Genomic DNA, 18925 nt, shown 5'->3' on the forward strand with positions numbered 1-18925 from the left:
TTAAAGATCCGCCTGACATTATTCTCTCAGCAATTCGACAGGCTCATTTGAATTTCAGAACTATAAACTGCAAACCATCAACCGGCTGTTCCACCTATGAACTCGCAGTTGCCATCACAAACTTCTCATACAACTCCTCATACTGCGGAACAATATTATGAATATCAAATTTTAACGCCGATGCGCGTGCATTCTCTTTGAATTTCGCCAGCGTCTCATCATCTTTCAAAATCTGTTTGGAAAAGCGACTCATAGCTTCTACATCACCAACGGCTCCCATGAACCCATTATAACCAGGCTCGATAATTTCCGGTAAGCCACCTGCATCCGATGCAACAACAGGCGCTCCACCAGCCATCGCTTCCAATGCGCTTAATCCAAAACTTTCATATTCTGATGGAAGTAGAAACAAATCGGAGATGGCATACATTTCTTCCATATCCTGTTGTTTCCCGAGGAAACGAACATCATCACAAACACCGAGTTCACGACAAAGCTCTTCAGCCATCGGCCGTTCAGGGCCATCACCCACCAATAACATTTTTGAAGGAATCTCCTTCTGGATTTTATAGTATAGATAAATAACGTCGGCGATCCTTTTTATTTTTCTGAAGTTCGATGCGTGGAGAATAATTCTTTCTCCATGGGGGGCAATCACTTTACGAAATGCATCAATCGGTTTCTTGCTGAAGCGTTTGATGTCAACAAAATTGTAAATGACTTCAATATCCTTTTCAATATTGAAATTCGCATACGTCTGTTCGCGCAGGTTCTGCGATACAGCAGTAATCGCATCACTCTGGTTGATAGAAAATGCAACCACAGGTGCGTAGGTCTTATCCTTCCCAACGAGCGTGATATCCGTTCCGTGAAGCGTTGTGATTACTGGTATGCGTCGACCTTCCTGCTCGAGAATTTTCTTGGCCATATACGCCGCAGCCGCATGCGGAATCGCGTAATGTACATGCAGCAGGTCGAGATTATTGTTGCGAATAACATCCACCATTGTACTGGCTAATGCAGTTTCATAAGGCGGAAAATCAAAAAGCGGGTAGGTCGGAACCCGCACTTCATGATAATAAATATTTGGCGTAAATCCTGTAAGTCTTACTGGCTGCTGATAAGTGATAAAGTGGATATTATATCCCTTATCGGCTAACGCTTTTCCCAACTCTGTTGCCAACACACCACTGCCTCCAAAAGTTGGATAACAGACGATCCCTATATTCATTTGATTACTGGGTTTAAATAAATCAATAGGCAAAAATAATTCCTTGTTTCCAGTCTGATATCAAGCCCGGCCTGTCGTTAATGGACAGACCAATATGTAAATGTAATTCTTAACCCTTAACCGTTTGAGTTTCCCTACAGCTGTTGGGGTTAGTATCCTTTTTTTCAGATTTCATTAACATTTGGTATTTTTCTCCCTTAAATCGGCTGCTATGCGTAAGATGATCTGGATGTTTGTTTTAATTGTCCTTATTGTTGGAACGGGGCTATTCTATTGGAAATTTTATTTCGTTTTTGGAGAAGGTGCCAAGTCCGGCGAACTGAATTTCCTGGTGAAGAAAGGATATATTTTTAAAACTTATGAGGGCAAACTTATCCAGGCGGGCTTGCAGTCAAAAGGCGCCAATACTATTCAATCTTTTGATTTTGATTTTTCGGTTACAAAGGAAAGCATAGCCCAGCAGATGCTTACCAACCAGGGAAAAATATTCAACCTCCATTACAAGGAATACCTTGGTGCAGTTCCGTGGAGAGGATTCAGTAAGTATGTGGTTGACAGTATTATCTCGATGCATTAATCTCCAGAACAATTTAAGGAATGAATCAAAGTATCAAAGGCATAGTACTTAGCCTTGCGGGTTTAGTTTTATTTTTCGGAAGCCTGCAGGCGCAGACAGATACAGCTGCTGTCTTGAAAAAGATATCCGATGATGTTTTCACTAACGGTAAATCATACATTAATCTTCGGTTCTTGTGCAAACAGGTAGGGCAAAGACTTTCCGGATCACACGGTGCAGCAAAAGCAGTAGTCGAAACAGCTCGTATGTTGCGCGAAGCAGGTGCTGACACTGTATACCTCCAGGAATGTATGGTTCCGCATTGGGTACGCGGCGCAAAAGAAGTGGCTACACTTGAACTCGGAAAAGGTAAGACCTATAACCTGAAAGTCGCAGCTCTTGGTAATTCGGTAGGTACACCTGGCTCCGGAATAAAAGCACAGGTGATTGAGGTCAAAAGCTTTGATGAATTAAACAAACTCGGTGAAGCGGGAGTGAAAGGCAAGATTGTTTTTTATAACTACCCGATGAACCCGACCTACATCAATGCATTCAGAGCATATGGTGAAGCAGGCGTTTATCGCGGTCGCGGTCCATCGATGGCTGCAAAATACGGAGCGATCGGGGTGATAACCCGTACGCTGTCACCTAACCTGGACGATTACCCGCATACAGGAAGTACGGTGTACAATGATTCTTTTCCAAAACTTCCGGCCGTGGCAGTAAGTACCAATGATGCAGAGTATCTCAGTAAAGCGTTGGCTTCTGGTCCGAAGGAAGTATATATAAAAACAAATTGCAGATCGTTACCAGATACGGTTTCCTATAATGTTGTGGGCGAGATCCGCGGTTCAGAATTTCCAAATGAAGTGCTGACTGTCGGAGGTCATCTTGATAGTTGGGATCTGGCTGAAGGAGCGCACGATGATGGCGCCGGGTGTGTCCAGTCAATAGAAGTTATCAGAACTTTCAAATCTGCAGGTATCAGGCCTAAAAGAACCATCCGGGCTGTTATGTTTATGAATGAGGAGAATGGATTGCGTGGTGGAACAAAGTATGCTGAAATTGCTGTAGCAGAAAAGGAAAAGAAATTCATTTTTGCGTTGGAAAGTGATGCAGGCGGTTTCACACCTCGCGGTTTCGGCTACACGATGAATGCGCAGCAAGGTCAGAAATTTGCATCCTGGAAAAATCTTTTCTATCCTTACGGTGCAAGTGATTTTGTACCGGGCGGTGGTGGTGCCGATATTGGACCTCTATATCGTCAATTACAAACACCCCTCGCTGGCCTAAACCCGGATTCACAACGTTATATGGCTTTACATCACGCCACAAACGATGTGTTTGAAGAAGTGAGTGAACGCGAACTCAAACTGGGCGCTATTGTAATGACACAACTGATGTGGCTGGTAAGTGAGTATGGGCTTTAGGCTCGGATAATCAGGCAAGCAAAAGAAAAATTGCAGGATGTTTATGAAGTTCTTTGTTCATACCCTTCCACTGTTTTGCTGATAACGTCTTCACCCATTCATCTTTTGATGTCAGATCAACTGCAACACAAATTTTTGTATCTGGCCTGCAATTTTTTATCAGGCTTTCCAGCAACTGATTATTTCTATAAGGCGTTTCAATAAAAATTTGTGTACAGTTTTCTTTTGCGGAATCAGCTTCGATTTTTTGTATGGCCTTTGCTCTTTGCTGTGCATCTACGGGAAGGTATCCGCAAAACCGGAATTGCTGTCCATTCATGCCACTCGCCATCAGGGCAAGTAATATCGAGCTTGGCCCAACAAGCGGTTTTACTATTGCACCAGCTTCCTGAGCAATTTCCACCAGTGCCTGCCCGGGATCTGCAACTCCGGGACAGCCAGCTTCGCTGATTATTCCAATAGTCGTTCCTGCAGCAATATCCGCTTTGAATGCAGACACCAATTCATGATCCTGTTGACGGATATTGTACCAGCGATAATCATCAATCACCATTTCCTTCCAGATTTTTTTCAGATATCGACGGGCTGTTCTTTCTTCTTCTACATAAAATGCTGAACAGTTTTTGACAGCATCGGGAATATACGAAGGCAAGGAATTCAATCCATCTTCTGCAAGAGGCGCAGGAATCAGATATATCGTTGAAATTGCCATGGGGAATATTCAGGGATTAACCAAGATCTCGTTGTTCGTGCATACTGATGGTTGCAGCGACTACAGCATAAGCCGGGGCAAATATCCAGCCAACGATTATCACAAAATGTACAAGATAAAATACCAGTCCATTGCCAATAGCGAGCCCTTTATGGCGGCCAACATAGGCAATGCTTTTGGAACTGTTCATATGGCGCCTTTCCGCGCTGTAGTCGAGCATGGAGAAGCCATAATAGTAACATTCAACAAAAAGGGCAAGTATCGGTGTTGCCCAACCGATAACCGGAATAAAACAAAGCAGTAAGATAGAAACAGTGTACACCGTCTGCCATAACATATTCCTCAGCGCCAGTCTTATTCCTCTTAATGCGTCTTTGATGATTTGCCTGGCAGTGATTTTTATTTCTCTTCCTTCGATGATGGATGATGTCTTTTCACTCAGGTAAGCAAATACCGGCGAGCCGAGAATCAACCACATATATTTGAACAGGGAAAAATAAAAGAACATCAGGATGACAACGAGAATAATTCCACCGATAGTGAAAAAGAAACCCAGCCAGTTGTTTTCAGGCTTCTGGAGCCAGTTCCTGATCCCGCTGATCTCCGTAATATATCCGATAAAACTGGTGACCGACTGCCCGAAGAAGTAGATGCCAACAGCAAAAAGGATAGCATAGATGACTCCCGGAACAATGATCCATTTCCATAACTTGTGAGCAGAAATGAATTGATGCGCTTTGAAATAGGACTGAATGGCTGTTACGATTTCTTTAAGCAAGCCCCAGGTTTTTAAATATTAGGGTATTAGATAAAAACTAGCTATTTTTCTTTTCAAACTTAAGGCTTTTTACAGCAGAAAACGATACTCATTGAAAAAACTGGATGCGGGATTTTATCAACGGGCTGATCTTTTACAGATTTCGAAAGACCTGTTAGGTAAATTGATAGTCACCAACTGGGATGGTGAGAAAACGATCGCGAGAATTGTTGAAACGGAAGCGTATGAGGGTATTGGTGATAAAGCGGCCCACTCCTATGGTGATCGGAGGACGTCTCGTACCGAAGTCATGTACAATGCCGGAGGCCTGGCCTATGTCTATCTCTGTTATGGCATTCACCATCTGTTTAATGTTGTGACTAACTCAGCAGGAATTCCCCATGTGGTTTTAATTCGCGCAGTGGAACCGGTGGAAGGCCTCACGTATATGGCAAAACGAATCGGAAGAAATGACCATGTACATCGACTGGGTGCCGGACCTGGGAAGCTCACCAAAGCCTTGGGTATTTCGGTTCAGCATACCGGCATTTCTTTGACAGGAAATAAAATATACCTCGCAGATGACGGATACAAATTGATGCAGAATGAAATAGTTGCATCTCCGCGCATAGGTGTCGATTATGCTGGAGATCACGCATTATGGCCCTATCGATTTATGATAAAAGATCATCTCAGCATCAGCGTTAAAACAAAAAGTATTTCAAACCTGGAAATTTCATGAATCTGAACTTTATTTCCGGAAGATTTTACAAATTCTTTTCCTTCTGGCTGGGGCCTGCATTGTTTTTTATTTTCCTGTTGTTTAATCCTTTGGATCTTGAGCCAAAAGCCGTAAAAGTAATTGCTATTGCTGCATTGATGATTACCTGGTGGATAGGGGAAGCATTGCCGATGCCGGCAGTTGCACTGATACCGTTGGTGCTGTTCCCGTTAATGAATATCAATACCATCAGCAAAACAGCCGCACCATATGCCAATGAAGTGATATTTCTTTTCATGGGTGGATTCATGATCGGACTCGCTATTGAGAAATGGAATCTGCATAAAAGAATCGCACTAAGTATTGTAAAACTCACGGGGACCAGTGGGGACAGAATCATTCTTGGATTTATTCTTTCTACAGGGTTTATCAGTATGTGGCTGAGTAATACTGCCACTACCATGATGATGTTTCCCATCGCAGCCTCGGTAATATCTGTCGTACAAACCAACACTTCCGACAAACAGAAAGCAGCATATTTTTCCCTTTCCATCATGTTATCTATTGCCTACGCATCGAATTTCGGCGGCATCGCTACCATCATAGGTACCCCTCCGAATGTGGCATATGCATCTTTCATCAACAAACATTACAATTACGATATTTCATTTGCACAATGGATGATCATCTGTACACCAATTGCAGTTCTTTTGTTGTTATCGCTTTATATCGTGATGGTGAAATGGCTCTACCCCAACCGTATTGCAGCGAGTGAAGAAATGAAGAATATGATTCATTCAAATCTAAAAGAGTTGGGACCAATGACGGTTCCTGAAAAAAGAGTGCTCACTGTTTTCCTGATCACTGCCGGACTCTGGATAACAAAAGACCTGATTAATGAGTTGAAATTTTTCAGATTGGATGACAATATGATCGCTGTTTTTGGTGCACTGATGATGTTTATTCTGCCTGCAGGTGATAAGGAGAAAAAAGAGGAAAAGCTGCTCGACTGGTCAGACACAAAAAAAATGGCCTGGGGAATACTATTGCTTTTTGGAGGTGGTATCACATTGGCTAATGCATTACAGGATGCAGGTTTGATTGAGTTGCTTGGAAAAGCGATCGCCGATTATTCCGGAACGAATCTTTTGCTTATAGTAATAGTTATTACTGTTGTATCCATATTTATGAGTGAAGTCATGAGCAATATTGCGCAGGTAATTGTGATCGCTCCGGTGGTAACAGGGATTGCAGAAGCGTTACACATAAATCCATTTATGTTGGGACTTCCGATGACCCTTGCAGCAAGTGCAGCATCAATGATGCCCATGGGAACACCGCCAAATGCGATTGTATTTGCCAGCGGATATATTCAACTGAAGCAAATGATTCGTGTAGGATTTGTGATGAATATGGTGAGTATAATATTGATTGTGCTGTTCTGCTATTTTGTTTTACCGCATATTATAACGCTGGGCAAGTAGTGGGGCGTTCATCGTTTTTGGTTGTTCGTCCTTCGAAGTTTATGGTTGTTATTGAGCAGATAGTGTGATTAAATTATGTTTCCAGACCAGGAATTCAAATGCCCGTTAGTTAAGGCATTAAGAAAAGCGAGATAGAATACGTAAAACAGACAACGTTAGAAAAGCGCTGCTTCCCCTGCTGTTGATGCTTGCACAAGAAATGTATCCGGGAGCACAAACTTCATTTAGGAACGAGAAACGAACAACGAACAACGAACAACTAAAATTTCGGGCATCTCGTTTTCCTGTCCGTCCTGTCCGGCGGTACCCGCACATAGATTAAAGAAACTTCCATTCCGCCACGACTATTGGAAGCTGTTTTCAGTGAAGATGTATTAAAGTCGTATGATACCCCAAGACGAAGTCCGCTGAACTCCAGTCCGAAATAAGGAATGATTGCGTCGTTGAACCTGTACCACAGACCTCCATACAGTTCTACAGGACTATCCTCGTCGTTTTTTACATTCTGCGAAACTGCTCCACCTAATACAGTTTCAGTTGCCCCGGCCTGGCGTTGATGGATGAAACTTCCGTGTACTGTTGTCCATTTTGCAACCGGAATGAATCCGCCACCATGAATCGTTAGTCTTGGATTGAGAACAAAATTTCCGCCCTGGAACGATTCTTTGGGGCGATTAATATGATAAACAGAAGCACCGATGTAAAAGCTGTTATAACTGTTAGTCGTACCCGAATACATGATACCTGTATTCAGATCAAAATAATTGATACCCACCTGGCTGTTATTGAATACTTCTGAGGTAACACCGGTGAATCCGAGCGAAGTCAACTCATCTTCAAAATCAGCACGTGTAATATCAAGCCTTTTACTCGCATAGGTTCCCTGGAAACCAACAGTGATCTGGTGATAACCATTTTCATCGAGACCTTTATGATATGCAGTTGAAAGAGAAACAAAATTGTTGTTGAGAATCTTATTACCGCTCTGATCATTCAATCCCATGACACCAACACCCCAGGTATCATTTTCCGGAATACGGTTAACAAGAATGGGCATATCAAATGACACAGTAGCTGTTGTGAAGGCATTATTTATTGTTGGCCATTGATTGCGATAGTTACCGGCAAGCCTGAAATTACCATCGATCCTTCCCGTTAGTGCAGGATTCAAGGTAAGTGGCGAAGCAAAAAACTGAGAGAAATGCGGATCCTGGGCCCGAAGAGTTGAAACGAGCAGCACCATTACCACACATATTAGGATTGATTTCATCTGGTGTTGATTAGCAAACAAAGTACAAAAATTAATCTCAGGATTGTAATTTTTCACCGTACGCAAGATCACCTGCATCGCCCAGACCGGGAACTATATAGCCTTTTGCTGTAATCTCATCATCGATATCACCGCACCAGATCGTCACATGCGGCTCCTCTCTTTTGACATATTCGATCCCGACGGAACAGGCAATGGCCGAAACCACATGAATTTCTTTGGCTATGCCTTCATCTTTGAGGAAATGGATGGTTTTAACAAGTGAAGCACCGGTAGCCAGCATGGGATCACAAACGATCAGGATCCTGTTTTCCAGCGTCGGACAGGAAATATATTCAAGACTGATATCAAAACTACCGTCGCGGTGGTGTTTCCGGTAAGCCGAAATAAAAGCATTATCGGCCTTATCAAAATAATGCAACATACCCTGGTGTAACGGCAAACCTGCTCTCAGGATTGTTGCCAGTACCGGTTGTTCTTTTAAAACTTTACAAACTGAAGTACCCAGCGGGGTCAGAATTTCTTTATCCTCCCAGGGCAGATTTCTGCTGATTTCATAAGCCATCACTTCACCTATCCGTTCCAGGTTACGCCTGAAACGCATCCTGTCAGACTGAACGTTTACGTCTCTTAATTCACTGATCCAATTGGTTAACAGGGAATGTTTCTCGCTGAGATTGATGACCATACAAAAGTTCTAATTTCGGCCGGTAAACCCGCAAAACAAATCTAATTCGTTTGCAGGGTATATCCTATGGATTTATAAAAAACTTAGGATTAGAACACTGGCTGAATCAGTAAATATTAAATCAGGACTATATGTTGTATCGGGTGATTGGTATGATGAGCGGAAGTTCACTGGACGGAATGGACCTTGTTTTCGCCGAATTGCAGGAAACCGGCGGTAAATGGACTTATGAAATTAAAAAAAGTTCCTGCTACCCTTATTCTCCGGAATGGAAAGAACGACTTTCCAACGCTATTCATCTTGATGCCATGAATTACGTGCTGTTGCATGCAGATTATGGCCATTACATCGGAAAACAGATTAATGCGTTCATTAGCGAACATCAAATTGATTACCAGGTAGGCTTGATCGCTTCACATGGACACACGACATTTCATCAGCCGCCGCGTATGACCGGTCAATTGGGTGAAGGAGCTGCGATTGCAGCCGAAACCGGGCTACCCGTGGTCTGCGATCTTCGTGCGTTGGATCTGGCATTTGGAGGTCAGGGAGCACCGATTGTTCCATTAGGTGAAAAAATGCTACTGGGTCAATATGCATTCTTTCTGAACCTCGGGGGAATAGCAAATATTTCCTGTCGGACTTCTGAAAGCTATATTGCATTTGACATTTGCCCGGCGAATCGAGTACTCAATTTACTTATTGCTGAAACCGGCCAGGAATATGATGCAGAAGGCAGGATGGCTTCTGCAGGAAATGTAAGCCAGGAACTTCTTGAAAAACTGAATGATTACGCCTATTACCGGAAAGCCTACCCGAAATCATTGGCAAATACATTCGGTACCGATGAAATCTTTCCCCTGATCAAGTCTTTTGATTTGAATTTAAACGATGCGTTGCGTACATATGTTGAACACATTGCTATTCAGATTAAAAATTCAGTTAAACAAATCGCCTATGAAATACCGGAAAATCAACATATAGAAATGCTTGTTACCGGCGGTGGAGTGTTTAATAACTTTTTGCTTGAACGAATTGCAGAAACCCTCGCACCAATCGGTATTAATGTGAAAGTTGCGGAACCTGAACTGGCGATGTACAAAGAAGCACTGATAATGGCTTTTCTGGGAGTACTCCGTTGGCGTGAAGAAGTTACGGTATTACCTTCTGTAACCGGGGCTCGTAAGGCGAGTATTGGTGGCGCTCTCTGGATGGGGTATAATGAAGATTGATTTTAGATAAAAAATATCTCGAAATTCGCATAACCCGTATCTTATTAATATTTTGACGGGATGCTGTTCAGGCGTTAGTCAACGTTTAAAAAATCCTGCTGCCATGGTCAATAAAATGACAAAATCAATACCAGGTTCCGAAGAAGAGAGAGCTCGGTTTAAGGAAATACAATCGGAATTGAAACATCAGTTTGAAGTTGCATTTCCTGATTACGGCGCTCCTAAAACGGTGGTGATTATTCCCAGTCTTACACTTGACCAGGAAATCCTCGCGAAAGTGAAGGGACATTTCTATTACGAAGAAAGGATGCTGTGTCACCTGATGTTGCTGCGGATGCCACGTACACACGTTGTGTTTGTAACGAGCGTACCGATTGATCCCGTCATTGTCGATTATTATCTTCACCTGTTACCAGGAATTACCGGTCTGCATGCAAGGGCAAGACTCACTCTTTTGAGTTGTTATGATTCTTCTGCAAAATCGCTTACGGAAAAAATATTGGAAAGGCCTCTTCTTATCAACAGAATAAAAGAATCGATTCCAGTAGGACATGCTGCGCATATTTCTTCTTTTATTGTTACAGGTCACGAACGTACGCTTGCTGTGCAATTGGGAATTCCCGTTTTCGGGTGTGATCCTGATTTGTATTACTGGGGCACAAAAAGTAAAGCCCGCGAATTGTTCAGGATGTGTGGGTTAAATATGCCTGATGGTTTTGAAAATTTATATAGCACTGAGGAAGTAATCGATTCACTTGTCAAACTAAAAGAACGAAATCCAGCATTGCGAAAAGCTGTTATAAAGATGAACGATGGATTCAGTGGAGAAGGCAATGCAATTTTCAGTTTTAAGGATGCACCGGAAACAGGATTGCGGGATTGGGTGGAGGCGCACCTCGCGGAAAACTCAGCCGTTGTTGCTGCAGGTATGTATTTCAATCAATTCATGGAGAAATTTGTGCAGATGGGTGGAATTGTGGAGGCATTTGTTGATGGAGATATCAAAACATCACCTTCTGTTCAATGCAGAATAAATCCTGTAGGGGTGCCGGATGTTTCCAGTACGCACGATCAATTGCTTGGTGGAGAATCAGGTCAGGTTTTTCTGGGTGCTTCATTTCCTGCGAATGATGAATACAATCTCGAGATCGGCGCTATCGGAAAAAGGGTCGCCGATTTTCTCCACGATAAAGGCGTATTAGGCCGCTTCTCTGTTGATTTCCTTTCTGTGAAAGAAAATGACAAATGGACGCACTACGCAATTGAAATCAATCTGCGCAAAGGTGGTACAACACATCCTTACCTGATGCTTCAGTTCCTGACCGATGGCAATTATAATCCTGACACGGGAGCTTACCTCACTGCAGGTGGACAGACAAGATATTATTTTGCGACGGACAACCTCTATGGCGAAAGCAATCATGGGCTAGCGCCTATGGATCTGGTTGATCTGGCCATCTGCAACGGACTTCACTACAATGCTTCGTCACAGGAGGGTGTTACATTTCACTTAATTGGCGCGCTTTCCCAATTCGGAAAACTTGGCGTAGTCTGTATCGGCAAGGATCGTGAAACCTGTGAGAAATTATATCAAAGAGTGGTGAAGGTGCTTGCGGAAGTGGGAACATAGGCAGCATATCGGCACAGTGAGCAAGCCAGGATTCTTTTGCAAATCCGAATTGTCGACATCCTTTATTCAAAAACTTTTATTCTCGCAATTGCAGAGACAAGGCATGCTTGTCTTTGCAATTGCGAACCCGGATAAACAACGTCTATAAGTTACTTCACGGTTTTTAACGAAGTCTGATAATTCTCCTCTCCTCTTGATTCCTCTCCGGTAATAAAAAAAGACTACCCGTTACAGATAGTCTTTTTAAACAAAATTATTAATTAAACATCTTTCAATTCGGCCTTTCCTAGTATCCCCATTTCTTCATAATCGCCAGATCTTCCCTGATGCTGTCGAGGGGCTGTTTGCCCTGGTAAGCTTCCTGCTCGATGATGAAATGTTTTGTACCCCATTTTCTTCCGAGATCGATTACCTCTTTTACCGGCACAATACCAGTACCTAATATGGTTGATTCATATTTCTCATTACCACCAGCTGCCAGCACTTCATCTTTTACGTGCATGGAAACAAATCTTCCCGGATATTTCTGCATGATATCAAGCGCCTTTGCTCCGCCATTAATCATGTTACCAATATCCAGCTGCTGAATAACCAGTTTTGGATCTGTTTCTTTCAGTATCATATCAAATAAGTTAGTGTCTCCCATTTTTTGAGTGAACTCGAAATCGTGGTTGTGATAACCGAATCTCATTCCTGATTTCTGACAGAGCTCACCACTTTTATTGAACACAACCATGAATCTCTTTACATCATCAACCGTTTTGCGGTTATCAGGCGGAAGAGAAGGACTGATTACAAAAGTCTGACCCAGGATGGCCGCATCTTCTACAGTATACTTCCATAGATCAGTGAATTCATTTTTTGATGCATCCCAATGACGGTTACCCAGAACCGTATGTCCGCTCGGCATTTTCAGACCAAGATCATCCAGGATTTTCCTGAATTCTTTTGCAGGATATCCGTAAAACTTACGGTCATTATAACTCGCATGTTCTACATGTTTATATCCCATCGCAGCCACCTGTTTAAGTGTACCTAATGGATCAGCTTTCATCTGATCTCTAACGGAATATAACTGTACGCCTGTTAATTCTCCTTCCGGAGGAAGACCAGCAAATATCTTATTGGAAATAATTGCTGCACCAGCAGTGAATGCTGTACTTTTTAAGAAAATTCTCCTGTTCATTGACATATGGCAGAGATTATTTATGGTTTAACTCTTTTGAAGCGATCAAGTTAGTGAAAAATCACAACCCTTTGTCCGGCCTTTATTATTTAAATTGATCATAACAAATCATTTATAGCTATTTTTCTCCCCGATAAAGTATTTTTTCCTGTTCCTCGTCTTTAATAAGGAATGGACAAGGAACTAATTCCGGAATGGTCAGCGAACGGGCAATTTATGAAGCCTTTTAGTGAATATAGCCAGCGGCTGTACAATTTTATCCGAGGCAGGGTAGATACTGACGAAGATGCGGAAGATATTTTGCAGGATGTCTGGTATCAGTATATTACTACCGCCGCATCGAAAACGATCAATACCATCAGCGCATGGCTTTTTACAGTCGCACGGAACAAAATAACAGATAGCTATCGCCGCAAAAAACCAGATCTGATTGATGATATATTCCCGCAGGATGAAGAATCAGAAACGCCATTCAGAGACATTCTGTTTTCAAATAGTGATGATGCCGAAACGCAATTATTGAAATCTTTATTCTGGGATGAATTGTGGAACGCGCTCGATGAACTTCCGGAAAATCAACGAAAAGCTTTTGTGGAAAACGAAATTGAAGGATTCACCCTACAGGAAATTGCTGATGCTTCCCATGAGAACATCAAAACAATTATCAGCCGCAAAAGATATGCAGTGCAACACCTGCGTGAGCGGCTGCAGTACCTGTATGATGATCTGTTAAACTATTAAATTTATGAGTATGGAAAATGAACGGCGAGAACCCAGTAGGTTTAAAATGAAGGCTCCATTTTTAATTATGAAAATAGCGTTCCTGTTTATCGGTGCACTTGTGGTGATGCTCTTATGGAACGCATTAATGCCGGATATTTTCAGTCTCAAAGAACTGAGTTATTGGCAATCTGTCGGATTACTTTTACTGGCCCGCATATTAACCGGGAATTTTTATAAGCCAGGAGGCCCACGCATGGCGCATCGTGGTTTCGGCCCTCCGCGGCATCTTTTTGAAAAATGGAAAACCATGACTCCGGAAGAGCGTGATCGCTTCAAAGAAGAATGGAGAAAACGTTGCGCCGGTGGAAAGAGATTTAGAAAAAGCGATGAAACTTCGGATTTAAAGTAAAATCACCGGGTATCCCGTCTGTATAATTGTTAGCCTGCGATGATCAAATATTCCGCAAGGCATTTTTAAAACAATTTAAATCAGAAACTATGTTTGGAGGATCTAAACATGCGGCTTATGGCCGTTCGTATCATCATGCCCGCAACTTCGGCGGATGGGGCAGAAGGCCCAAGTACAATGTTCCGGTAAACATTGCAGACAAGGATACTTTTTATGAAGTATCAGTTTATGCAACGGGGTTTGAGAAAGAAAATATCAAACTCAAAATCTCAGGTAATGAACTTTACATCAACGGTACAAGACATGTTGATGAAACAGAAATTCCCACTTTTGTGAAACAGGAATTTCCGGTTCGTGTTTTTGAGAGAGTTATCAGTCTCGGAGATGGCATCGACATCGAAGCGATCACAGCAAGACAGGAGAATAATATCCTGTACATCAGCTTACCAAAGAATGCAGCAGCCCGAAATGACGGCCGCGAAATCCAGGTAAACTGAAATCAGCTTAGTAAATACCGTTGTATTTATTATCTGATCTTTTGATATCAATTTTACGCAGGGGGATTTGAGATCCCCCTGTTTTTTCTAGCCAGTTGAATATTGAATCGCGCATCGAATGAGCGATTTGCTGGTACTCCGGACTGCGTATCAGGTTATTCATTTCATAAGGATCTGCCCGGAGATCGTATAGCTCATTTATATCCCATACGCCGTGATTATAGATATATTTATACCGATCAGTTCTCGCAGCAAACAGGGTGGGAGTCTGAGGAAATGCATACTCCCAGTAATATTCATAATAGGCAACATTTGTACTTTTACTTTTTACTCCTTTGAATGAAGGAAGAAATGATCTGCCCTGCATCTGCGGGGGAGCTGCAATTCCAGCCATTTCCAGTATCGTTGGTGCTATATCTATATTCCGGACAAGGTCATTTACCTCGCCCTTTATTTTTGTTAACGGTGGGGCATACACGAGAAGTGGAACACGCATAGATTCTTCATAGGCATGGCGCTTATCAATAAGGCCGTGCTCACCAAAACTGAACCCATTATCACCCATGTAAAATACGATTGTATTGTCCAGTAGCCCTGCAGATTCAAGATAATCCAGCACTTTTCCGACGCTGTCATCGACAGCAAGCAATGTCTCTAGATATCGTCTGTAGAAATCGATAAAGGATAATTCACCGTGATACAGGTAGTCAACACCATGCCAGCTATACCGTTGGTTCCATACCCAGGATGGGATATCCGGTTTGTTTATCTTCCAACCTTTCGTTTCAATTTCTTTGTTAGCGATCGTCTTTAAATCACCAAAATTATCTACATCACCTGCTGTCAGAAACATCGAGGGCGGTGGTTGAAATTGAAGATTTTTGTATTTGTCCCGGTGACGTGTGGCAGGTTGAAACATCGCATGTACTCCTTTATGCGATAAATAAAGAAAGAACGGTTGAGCTGACTTTCTTTGCTTCAGCCAGTCAATTGATAGGTTCGTTAGCAGGTCCGTCGTGTATGTACTATCGGTATAGGGTACCTGTTTCCCGTTGATATTCATTACCGGATTATAGTATTCTCCCTGGCCTTTGAAACTGGCCCAGTAATTAAAGCCTTTCCGGGGCTTGTCCGTTTCTTCTCCCATATGCCACTTGCCCAAAAACGCAGTCTGGTATCCTGCCTTTTGAAGATACTCGGGAAAGAATCTTAAGTTTTCCGGAACCGGCGCCTGGTTATCAACTACCCGGTGCCGGTGTGCATATTGTCCGCTTAATATGCTCGCACGGCTTGGCGAACACAGGGCCGTCGTCACTACTGCGTTTTTGAAATAAATCCCTTCTTTCGCCATCCTGTCCATGTTTTGAGTTTCAAGCCCTGGAAATGCACCAGTAAATCCCATGGCATCATACCGATGGTCATCCGCAAGGATAAAAACAATATTGGGCCTTTTTTTTTCAGCCCTGGCAGAGGTTTGCGAACCAGCAGAAAGGGATGATAGAATCAGGATAAAGGCAAAACTTATATTTAATGCTAATCCGGAAAAGGCCATTTGTCAATTTTTAACTTTGATCAGTTACTAAAAATAGTAAACTTAGTAAAGGAGGTTTTATTTATTCAAATCCCTTCTATACAAACTCAAATCCAATGAGTAAATACATTATTCGTTCTGGCATTCTGATCAGCTCCATGATAGCTTCGATCTTTACCTTAAATGCGCAGGAAAGTAAGAAGGATTCCGTTTACACCTATAAAGAGGCATCGTCACACGGGACTGGCAAATTCTATATGGATAGGGAAATTGCGAGGATTATTAGTTCCACGGGTTCAGGCTGGCTGGATAGAAGTACAAGACAGGAAGAGGAAAACAGTAATCTCGCAGTGGAAAAAATGCAGCTTAAACCTACTGATGTGGTTGCTGACATTGGCGCGGGAACTGGTTACTACAGTTTTAAGATTGCTAAGTATGTTCCGCAAGGGAAAGTGTATGCTGTGGAAATCCAGGATCCATTTCTAAAAATGTTGAATGACAGGATCCGCGATTCTTCCTCTAAAAATATGGAAGTAATCAAAGGTGGAGAGCAAACACCTAACCTTCCGGAAAATAGTGTTGACTGCGCCCTGATGGTTGACGTCTATCATGAATTGATGTATCCAAAAGAAATGTTGCAGGCCATTGCTAAAAGTCTGAAAAAAGGTGGACGATTAATCCTGATGGAGTATCGGGCTGAAGATGCAGAAATTGGAATATTGAAATTGCATAAGACGAGCGAAAAGCAGATTAAAAAGGAACTTGAGGCAAACGGTTTCAGGATGGTCAGCAATGGTAAATTTCTGCCCATTCAGCATTTTTTCATATTTACAAAAACAGCAGATTAGGGTTAATTCTTCTCCTGATATTCGGAAAGGAAAATTCTGCTTTCAACACTATCTTCAATGCTGAAATCAATCAGAAAGCCATCCTGCCGGATAAAAAAATAAGTGTCATTACAGCTTCGGCCATTGTCATTGCAAATATGATTGGCACGGGTGTATTCACAAGTCTCGGTTTTCAGCTTTCATCAGTACAGAATTCATTCAGCATTTTATTACTGTGGATTCTAGGTGGGGTTCTGGCGCTATGCGGAGCGTTGGTATATGCGGAACTAGGTACAAAATTCAAAGAGTCGGGTGGCGACTATATTTATCTATCAAGAATTTTTCATCCGCTGGCAGGCTTTCTATCCGCATGGGCAGGATTGACAGCAGGATTTTCTGCACCTGTCGCACTTGCGGCGATAGCTTTCACAAAATATATGTCTCCACTGGGTTTAGAGCACAGCAAACTCTGGGCGGTAGCTTTAATTCTGGGAATCGGAATCATGCATAGTTTTACCATTCGCCATAGCAGCCGGTTTCAGAATGCAACAACAATAATAAAAATTCTTTTTATTGTTTTTTTAATAATTGCCGGTTGCATTTTTTCATCGGGTGGAGATAACTCTTTGCGCTGGGATGGAGCATGGCAATCGGAGATCACAACAACCGGATTTGCGGTCTCAATGGTCTTTGTTTTTTTTGCATATACCGGCTGGAATGCAGCATCATATGTCACCGGTGAAATCAGGAATCCTTTCGTGAATCTTCCAAAAGCATTGATCATAAGCACTGTTTTTGTTGCCGTCGTTTATGTATTATTTCAGTATGTGCTGATGAAGCATGCCTCTGTCGCACAAATGAAAGGGAAAGAAGAAGTGAGTTTTATTGCATTTCAGAATCTGTTTGGCTCCGGCGGGGGAAAATGGGTGAGTATATTTATTGCCATTCAGTTGATCGCAACGATCAGTTCGTACCTATGGGTTGGCCCGAGAGTAACCTGGGCAATGGCGAATGATAATCCGGTTTGGAAAATCCTCGCGAGAAAAAATAACCAGGGTATTCCTGTACCTGCGTTGTGGTTGCACGTATTGATTAGCATTGTATTAACAGTAACAGGATCTTTCGAAAATATATTATTGTACTGCGGATTTGTTTTGCAGTTGATGGCATCGCTCACGGTTGCTTCTGCTTTGAAGGATAAGATAAAAGTTGATGGAAGTTTCCGTGCACCATTACGCCCATGGCCACACGTAATATTCCTTTTGTTTAATTGCTGGGTATTGCTGTTTACGTTGAAGGACAAACCCGTGGAAAGTTTGATTGGCCTGGCTATACTTGCACTGGGTGTACTTTTGTTTTATATCGGCAAAAGAAAAGCGTCCGTCGGTGCGGTAGTAAATCAACAATAATTTGAACTTTATAGTTATGATTGATGAACAGTTAATCATTGCAAATACTTTGGAATGGGTGAAGGTCGTTGTCATCGGTTGCAATTTTTGTCCTTTCGCATCAAAACCTGTCAATGAGGGAAAGGTTCGTTTTACAGTGAATTCCAACAAGAGCAGGGAAGCAGTTCTCGAACAGGTAATTCGGGAATGTTATCGTTTAGATGAAAGCGATGATATCGAAACCAGCTTACTGATCATCCCGGAGGGATATGAGGACTTTGAAGATTTTTTGGAACTGTTGGATATGTCGGAGGAGTTGCTCGAGGACCAGGATTATGAAGGGATCTATCAACTGGCCAGTTTTCATCCACAATACTTATTCGCCGGCTCTGATGAAAATGATCCCGCGAATTACACTAACCGGTCACCTTATCCGATGTTGCATTTTTTAAGGGAATCCAGTGTTGAGAAGGTCTTGGAATTTTATAAGAATCCCGAAAAGATACCGGAAAACAACATTCGTTTTGCGCGGGAGAAAGGATTGCTGTTTATGCAACAGCTTTTAAAACCTGGCAGGTCTTAAGACCTGCCAGGTTGGAAATCGCAGCAACACTTCTAAAAGCAGCGACAATTCACTCCTGATAAAAAAAGGT

General features: G+C 42.4%; 19 protein-coding genes. 12 read left to right on the plus strand and 7 right to left on the minus strand.

Annotated features, from left to right (window positions below; translation table 11 throughout):
* Positions 1–94 precede the first annotated feature (94 nt).
* Positions 95–1231, minus strand: coding sequence for an N-acetyl-alpha-D-glucosaminyl L-malate synthase BshA (bshA, locus tag P2W82_RS12565; RefSeq protein ID WP_336516241.1), 1137 nt, complete (start codon positions 1229–1231; stop codon positions 95–97).
* 211 nt (positions 1232–1442) lie between these two features.
* On the opposite strand from bshA, the gene P2W82_RS12570 reads away from it, so the two are divergent.
* Together P2W82_RS12570 and P2W82_RS12575 are read left to right on the plus strand one after the other, a co-directional pair.
* Positions 1443–1808, plus strand: a complete 366-nt coding sequence (locus P2W82_RS12570; protein WP_336516242.1) for a hypothetical protein — start codon at positions 1443–1445, stop codon at positions 1806–1808.
* Between the two features lie 20 nt (positions 1809–1828).
* Positions 1829–3217: a M20/M25/M40 family metallo-hydrolase gene (locus P2W82_RS12575; protein WP_336516243.1), complete on the plus strand. Its 1389-nt coding sequence runs from the start codon at positions 1829–1831 to the stop codon at positions 3215–3217.
* 10 nt (positions 3218–3227) lie between these two features.
* On the opposite strand, the gene P2W82_RS12580 is transcribed toward P2W82_RS12575, so the two are convergent.
* Both P2W82_RS12580 and P2W82_RS12585 read right to left on the minus strand, forming a co-directional pair.
* Positions 3228–3929 carry an SAM-dependent methyltransferase gene (locus P2W82_RS12580; RefSeq protein WP_336516244.1) on the minus strand — a complete coding sequence of 234 codons (702 nt, stop codon included), beginning with the start codon at positions 3927–3929 and terminating at the stop codon, positions 3228–3230.
* 16 nt (positions 3930–3945) lie between these two features.
* Positions 3946–4707, minus strand: a complete 762-nt coding sequence (locus P2W82_RS12585; RefSeq protein WP_336516245.1) for an EI24 domain-containing protein — start codon at positions 4705–4707, stop codon at positions 3946–3948.
* Between the two features lie 91 nt (positions 4708–4798).
* Here P2W82_RS12585 and P2W82_RS12590 point away from each other — a divergent pair, with 91 nt between their 5' ends.
* Both P2W82_RS12590 and P2W82_RS12595 read left to right on the plus strand, forming a co-directional pair.
* The gene (locus P2W82_RS12590) at positions 4799–5428 is read left to right on the plus strand and encodes a DNA-3-methyladenine glycosylase (protein WP_336516246.1); all 630 of its coding nucleotides are present in this window, start codon (positions 4799–4801) and stop codon (positions 5426–5428) included.
* On the plus strand, positions 5425–6891 hold the full coding sequence (locus tag P2W82_RS12595) for an SLC13 family permease (RefSeq protein WP_336516247.1): 1467 nt from the start codon (positions 5425–5427) through the stop codon (positions 6889–6891). Before P2W82_RS12590 ends, P2W82_RS12595 begins: the two co-directional genes overlap by 4 nt.
* Positions 6892–7150: 259 nt before the next feature.
* Here the strand turns inward: P2W82_RS12595 and P2W82_RS12600 are convergent, their stop codons facing one another.
* Positions 7151–8161, minus strand: a complete 1011-nt coding sequence (locus P2W82_RS12600) for a PorP/SprF family type IX secretion system membrane protein (RefSeq protein WP_336516248.1) — start codon at positions 8159–8161, stop codon at positions 7151–7153.
* A gap of 37 nt (positions 8162–8198) precedes the next feature.
* Complete coding sequence (gene upp / locus P2W82_RS12605; RefSeq protein ID WP_336516249.1) at positions 8199–8849, minus strand: uracil phosphoribosyltransferase; 651 nt, start codon at positions 8847–8849, stop codon at positions 8199–8201.
* 131 nt (positions 8850–8980) lie between these two features.
* Here upp and P2W82_RS12610 point away from each other — a divergent pair, with 131 nt between their 5' ends.
* Positions 8981–10081, plus strand: coding sequence for an anhydro-N-acetylmuramic acid kinase (locus P2W82_RS12610; protein WP_336516250.1), 1101 nt, complete (start codon positions 8981–8983; stop codon positions 10079–10081).
* A gap of 103 nt (positions 10082–10184) precedes the next feature.
* Positions 10185–11711 carry a peptide ligase PGM1-related protein gene (locus P2W82_RS12615; RefSeq protein ID WP_336516251.1) on the plus strand — a complete coding sequence of 509 codons (1527 nt, stop codon included), beginning with the start codon at positions 10185–10187 and terminating at the stop codon, positions 11709–11711.
* A gap of 286 nt (positions 11712–11997) precedes the next feature.
* On the opposite strand, the gene P2W82_RS12620 is transcribed toward P2W82_RS12615, so the two are convergent.
* A complete protein-coding gene (locus P2W82_RS12620; protein ID WP_336516252.1) occupies positions 11998–12903 on the minus strand; it encodes a sugar phosphate isomerase/epimerase family protein in 906 nt (301 codons plus the stop codon).
* Positions 12904–13068: 165 nt separating this feature from the next.
* On the opposite strand from P2W82_RS12620, the gene P2W82_RS12625 reads away from it, so the two are divergent.
* The 3 genes from P2W82_RS12625 (at position 13069) to P2W82_RS12635 (ending at position 14526) form a co-directional block, all read left to right on the plus strand.
* A complete protein-coding gene (locus P2W82_RS12625) occupies positions 13069–13638 on the plus strand; it encodes an RNA polymerase sigma factor (RefSeq protein WP_336516253.1) in 570 nt (189 codons plus the stop codon).
* Positions 13639–13705: 67 nt separating this feature from the next.
* Entirely contained in the window at positions 13706–14029 is a 324-nt protein-coding gene (locus P2W82_RS12630; protein WP_336516254.1) for a hypothetical protein, read from the plus strand.
* 89 nt (positions 14030–14118) lie between these two features.
* Positions 14119–14526, plus strand: coding sequence for an Hsp20/alpha crystallin family protein (locus P2W82_RS12635; protein WP_336516255.1), 408 nt, complete (start codon positions 14119–14121; stop codon positions 14524–14526).
* A 7-nt stretch (positions 14527–14533) separates the two neighbouring features.
* Here the strand turns inward: P2W82_RS12635 and P2W82_RS12640 are convergent, their stop codons facing one another.
* The gene (locus tag P2W82_RS12640) at positions 14534–16078 is read right to left on the minus strand and encodes a sulfatase family protein (protein ID WP_336516256.1); all 1545 of its coding nucleotides are present in this window, start codon (positions 16076–16078) and stop codon (positions 14534–14536) included.
* A gap of 95 nt (positions 16079–16173) precedes the next feature.
* Between P2W82_RS12640 and P2W82_RS12645 the strand changes: the two genes are divergently transcribed.
* The 3 genes from P2W82_RS12645 to P2W82_RS12655 all read left to right on the plus strand — a co-directional run bounded on the left by P2W82_RS12645 (position 16174) and on the right by P2W82_RS12655 (position 18855).
* Positions 16174–16905 carry a class I SAM-dependent methyltransferase gene (locus P2W82_RS12645; RefSeq protein ID WP_336516257.1) on the plus strand — a complete coding sequence of 244 codons (732 nt, stop codon included), beginning with the start codon at positions 16174–16176 and terminating at the stop codon, positions 16903–16905.
* Positions 16906–17012: 107 nt separating this feature from the next.
* A complete protein-coding gene (locus tag P2W82_RS12650) occupies positions 17013–18293 on the plus strand; it encodes an APC family permease (RefSeq protein WP_336516428.1) in 1281 nt (426 codons plus the stop codon).
* 16 nt (positions 18294–18309) lie between these two features.
* A complete protein-coding gene (locus tag P2W82_RS12655) occupies positions 18310–18855 on the plus strand; it encodes a DUF1415 domain-containing protein (RefSeq protein WP_336516258.1) in 546 nt (181 codons plus the stop codon).
* Positions 18856–18925 lie beyond the last annotated feature (70 nt).

Origin of the sequence: Pollutibacter soli, assembly GCA_029269725.1 — a bacterium.
In the GTDB taxonomy this organism is placed as follows: domain Bacteria; phylum Bacteroidota; class Bacteroidia; order Chitinophagales; family Chitinophagaceae; genus Pollutibacter; species Pollutibacter soli.

Excerpts from the sequence above, each read along its gene's own strand:
- P2W82_RS12620 (WP_336516252.1), bottom strand. The coding sequence starts at position 12,903 with ATGTCAATGAACAGGAGAATTTTCTTAAAAAGTACAGCATTCACTGCT.
- P2W82_RS12615 (WP_336516251.1), top strand. The coding sequence starts at position 10,185 with ATGGTCAATAAAATGACAAAATCAATACCAGGTTCCGAAGAAGAGAGA.
- P2W82_RS12645 (WP_336516257.1), top strand. The coding sequence starts at position 16,174 with ATGAGTAAATACATTATTCGTTCTGGCATTCTGATCAGCTCCATGATA.
- upp (WP_336516249.1), bottom strand. The coding sequence starts at position 8,849 with ATGGTCATCAATCTCAGCGAGAAACATTCCCTGTTAACCAATTGGATC.
- P2W82_RS12575 (WP_336516243.1), top strand. The coding sequence starts at position 1,829 with ATGAATCAAAGTATCAAAGGCATAGTACTTAGCCTTGCGGGTTTAGTT.
- P2W82_RS12635 (WP_336516255.1), top strand. The coding sequence starts at position 14,119 with ATGTTTGGAGGATCTAAACATGCGGCTTATGGCCGTTCGTATCATCAT.
- P2W82_RS12610 (WP_336516250.1), top strand. The coding sequence starts at position 8,981 with ATGTTGTATCGGGTGATTGGTATGATGAGCGGAAGTTCACTGGACGGA.
- P2W82_RS12625 (WP_336516253.1), top strand. The coding sequence starts at position 13,069 with ATGGACAAGGAACTAATTCCGGAATGGTCAGCGAACGGGCAATTTATG.
- P2W82_RS12595 (WP_336516247.1), top strand. The coding sequence starts at position 5,425 with ATGAATCTGAACTTTATTTCCGGAAGATTTTACAAATTCTTTTCCTTC.
- P2W82_RS12640 (WP_336516256.1), bottom strand. The coding sequence starts at position 16,078 with ATGGCCTTTTCCGGATTAGCATTAAATATAAGTTTTGCCTTTATCCTG.
- P2W82_RS12570 (WP_336516242.1), top strand. The coding sequence starts at position 1,443 with ATGCGTAAGATGATCTGGATGTTTGTTTTAATTGTCCTTATTGTTGGA.
- P2W82_RS12630 (WP_336516254.1), top strand. The coding sequence starts at position 13,706 with ATGAAAATAGCGTTCCTGTTTATCGGTGCACTTGTGGTGATGCTCTTA.
- bshA (WP_336516241.1), bottom strand. The coding sequence starts at position 1,231 with ATGAATATAGGGATCGTCTGTTATCCAACTTTTGGAGGCAGTGGTGTG.
- P2W82_RS12600 (WP_336516248.1), bottom strand. The coding sequence starts at position 8,161 with ATGAAATCAATCCTAATATGTGTGGTAATGGTGCTGCTCGTTTCAACT.
- P2W82_RS12655 (WP_336516258.1), top strand. The coding sequence starts at position 18,310 with ATGATTGATGAACAGTTAATCATTGCAAATACTTTGGAATGGGTGAAG.
- P2W82_RS12580 (WP_336516244.1), bottom strand. The coding sequence starts at position 3,929 with ATGGCAATTTCAACGATATATCTGATTCCTGCGCCTCTTGCAGAAGAT.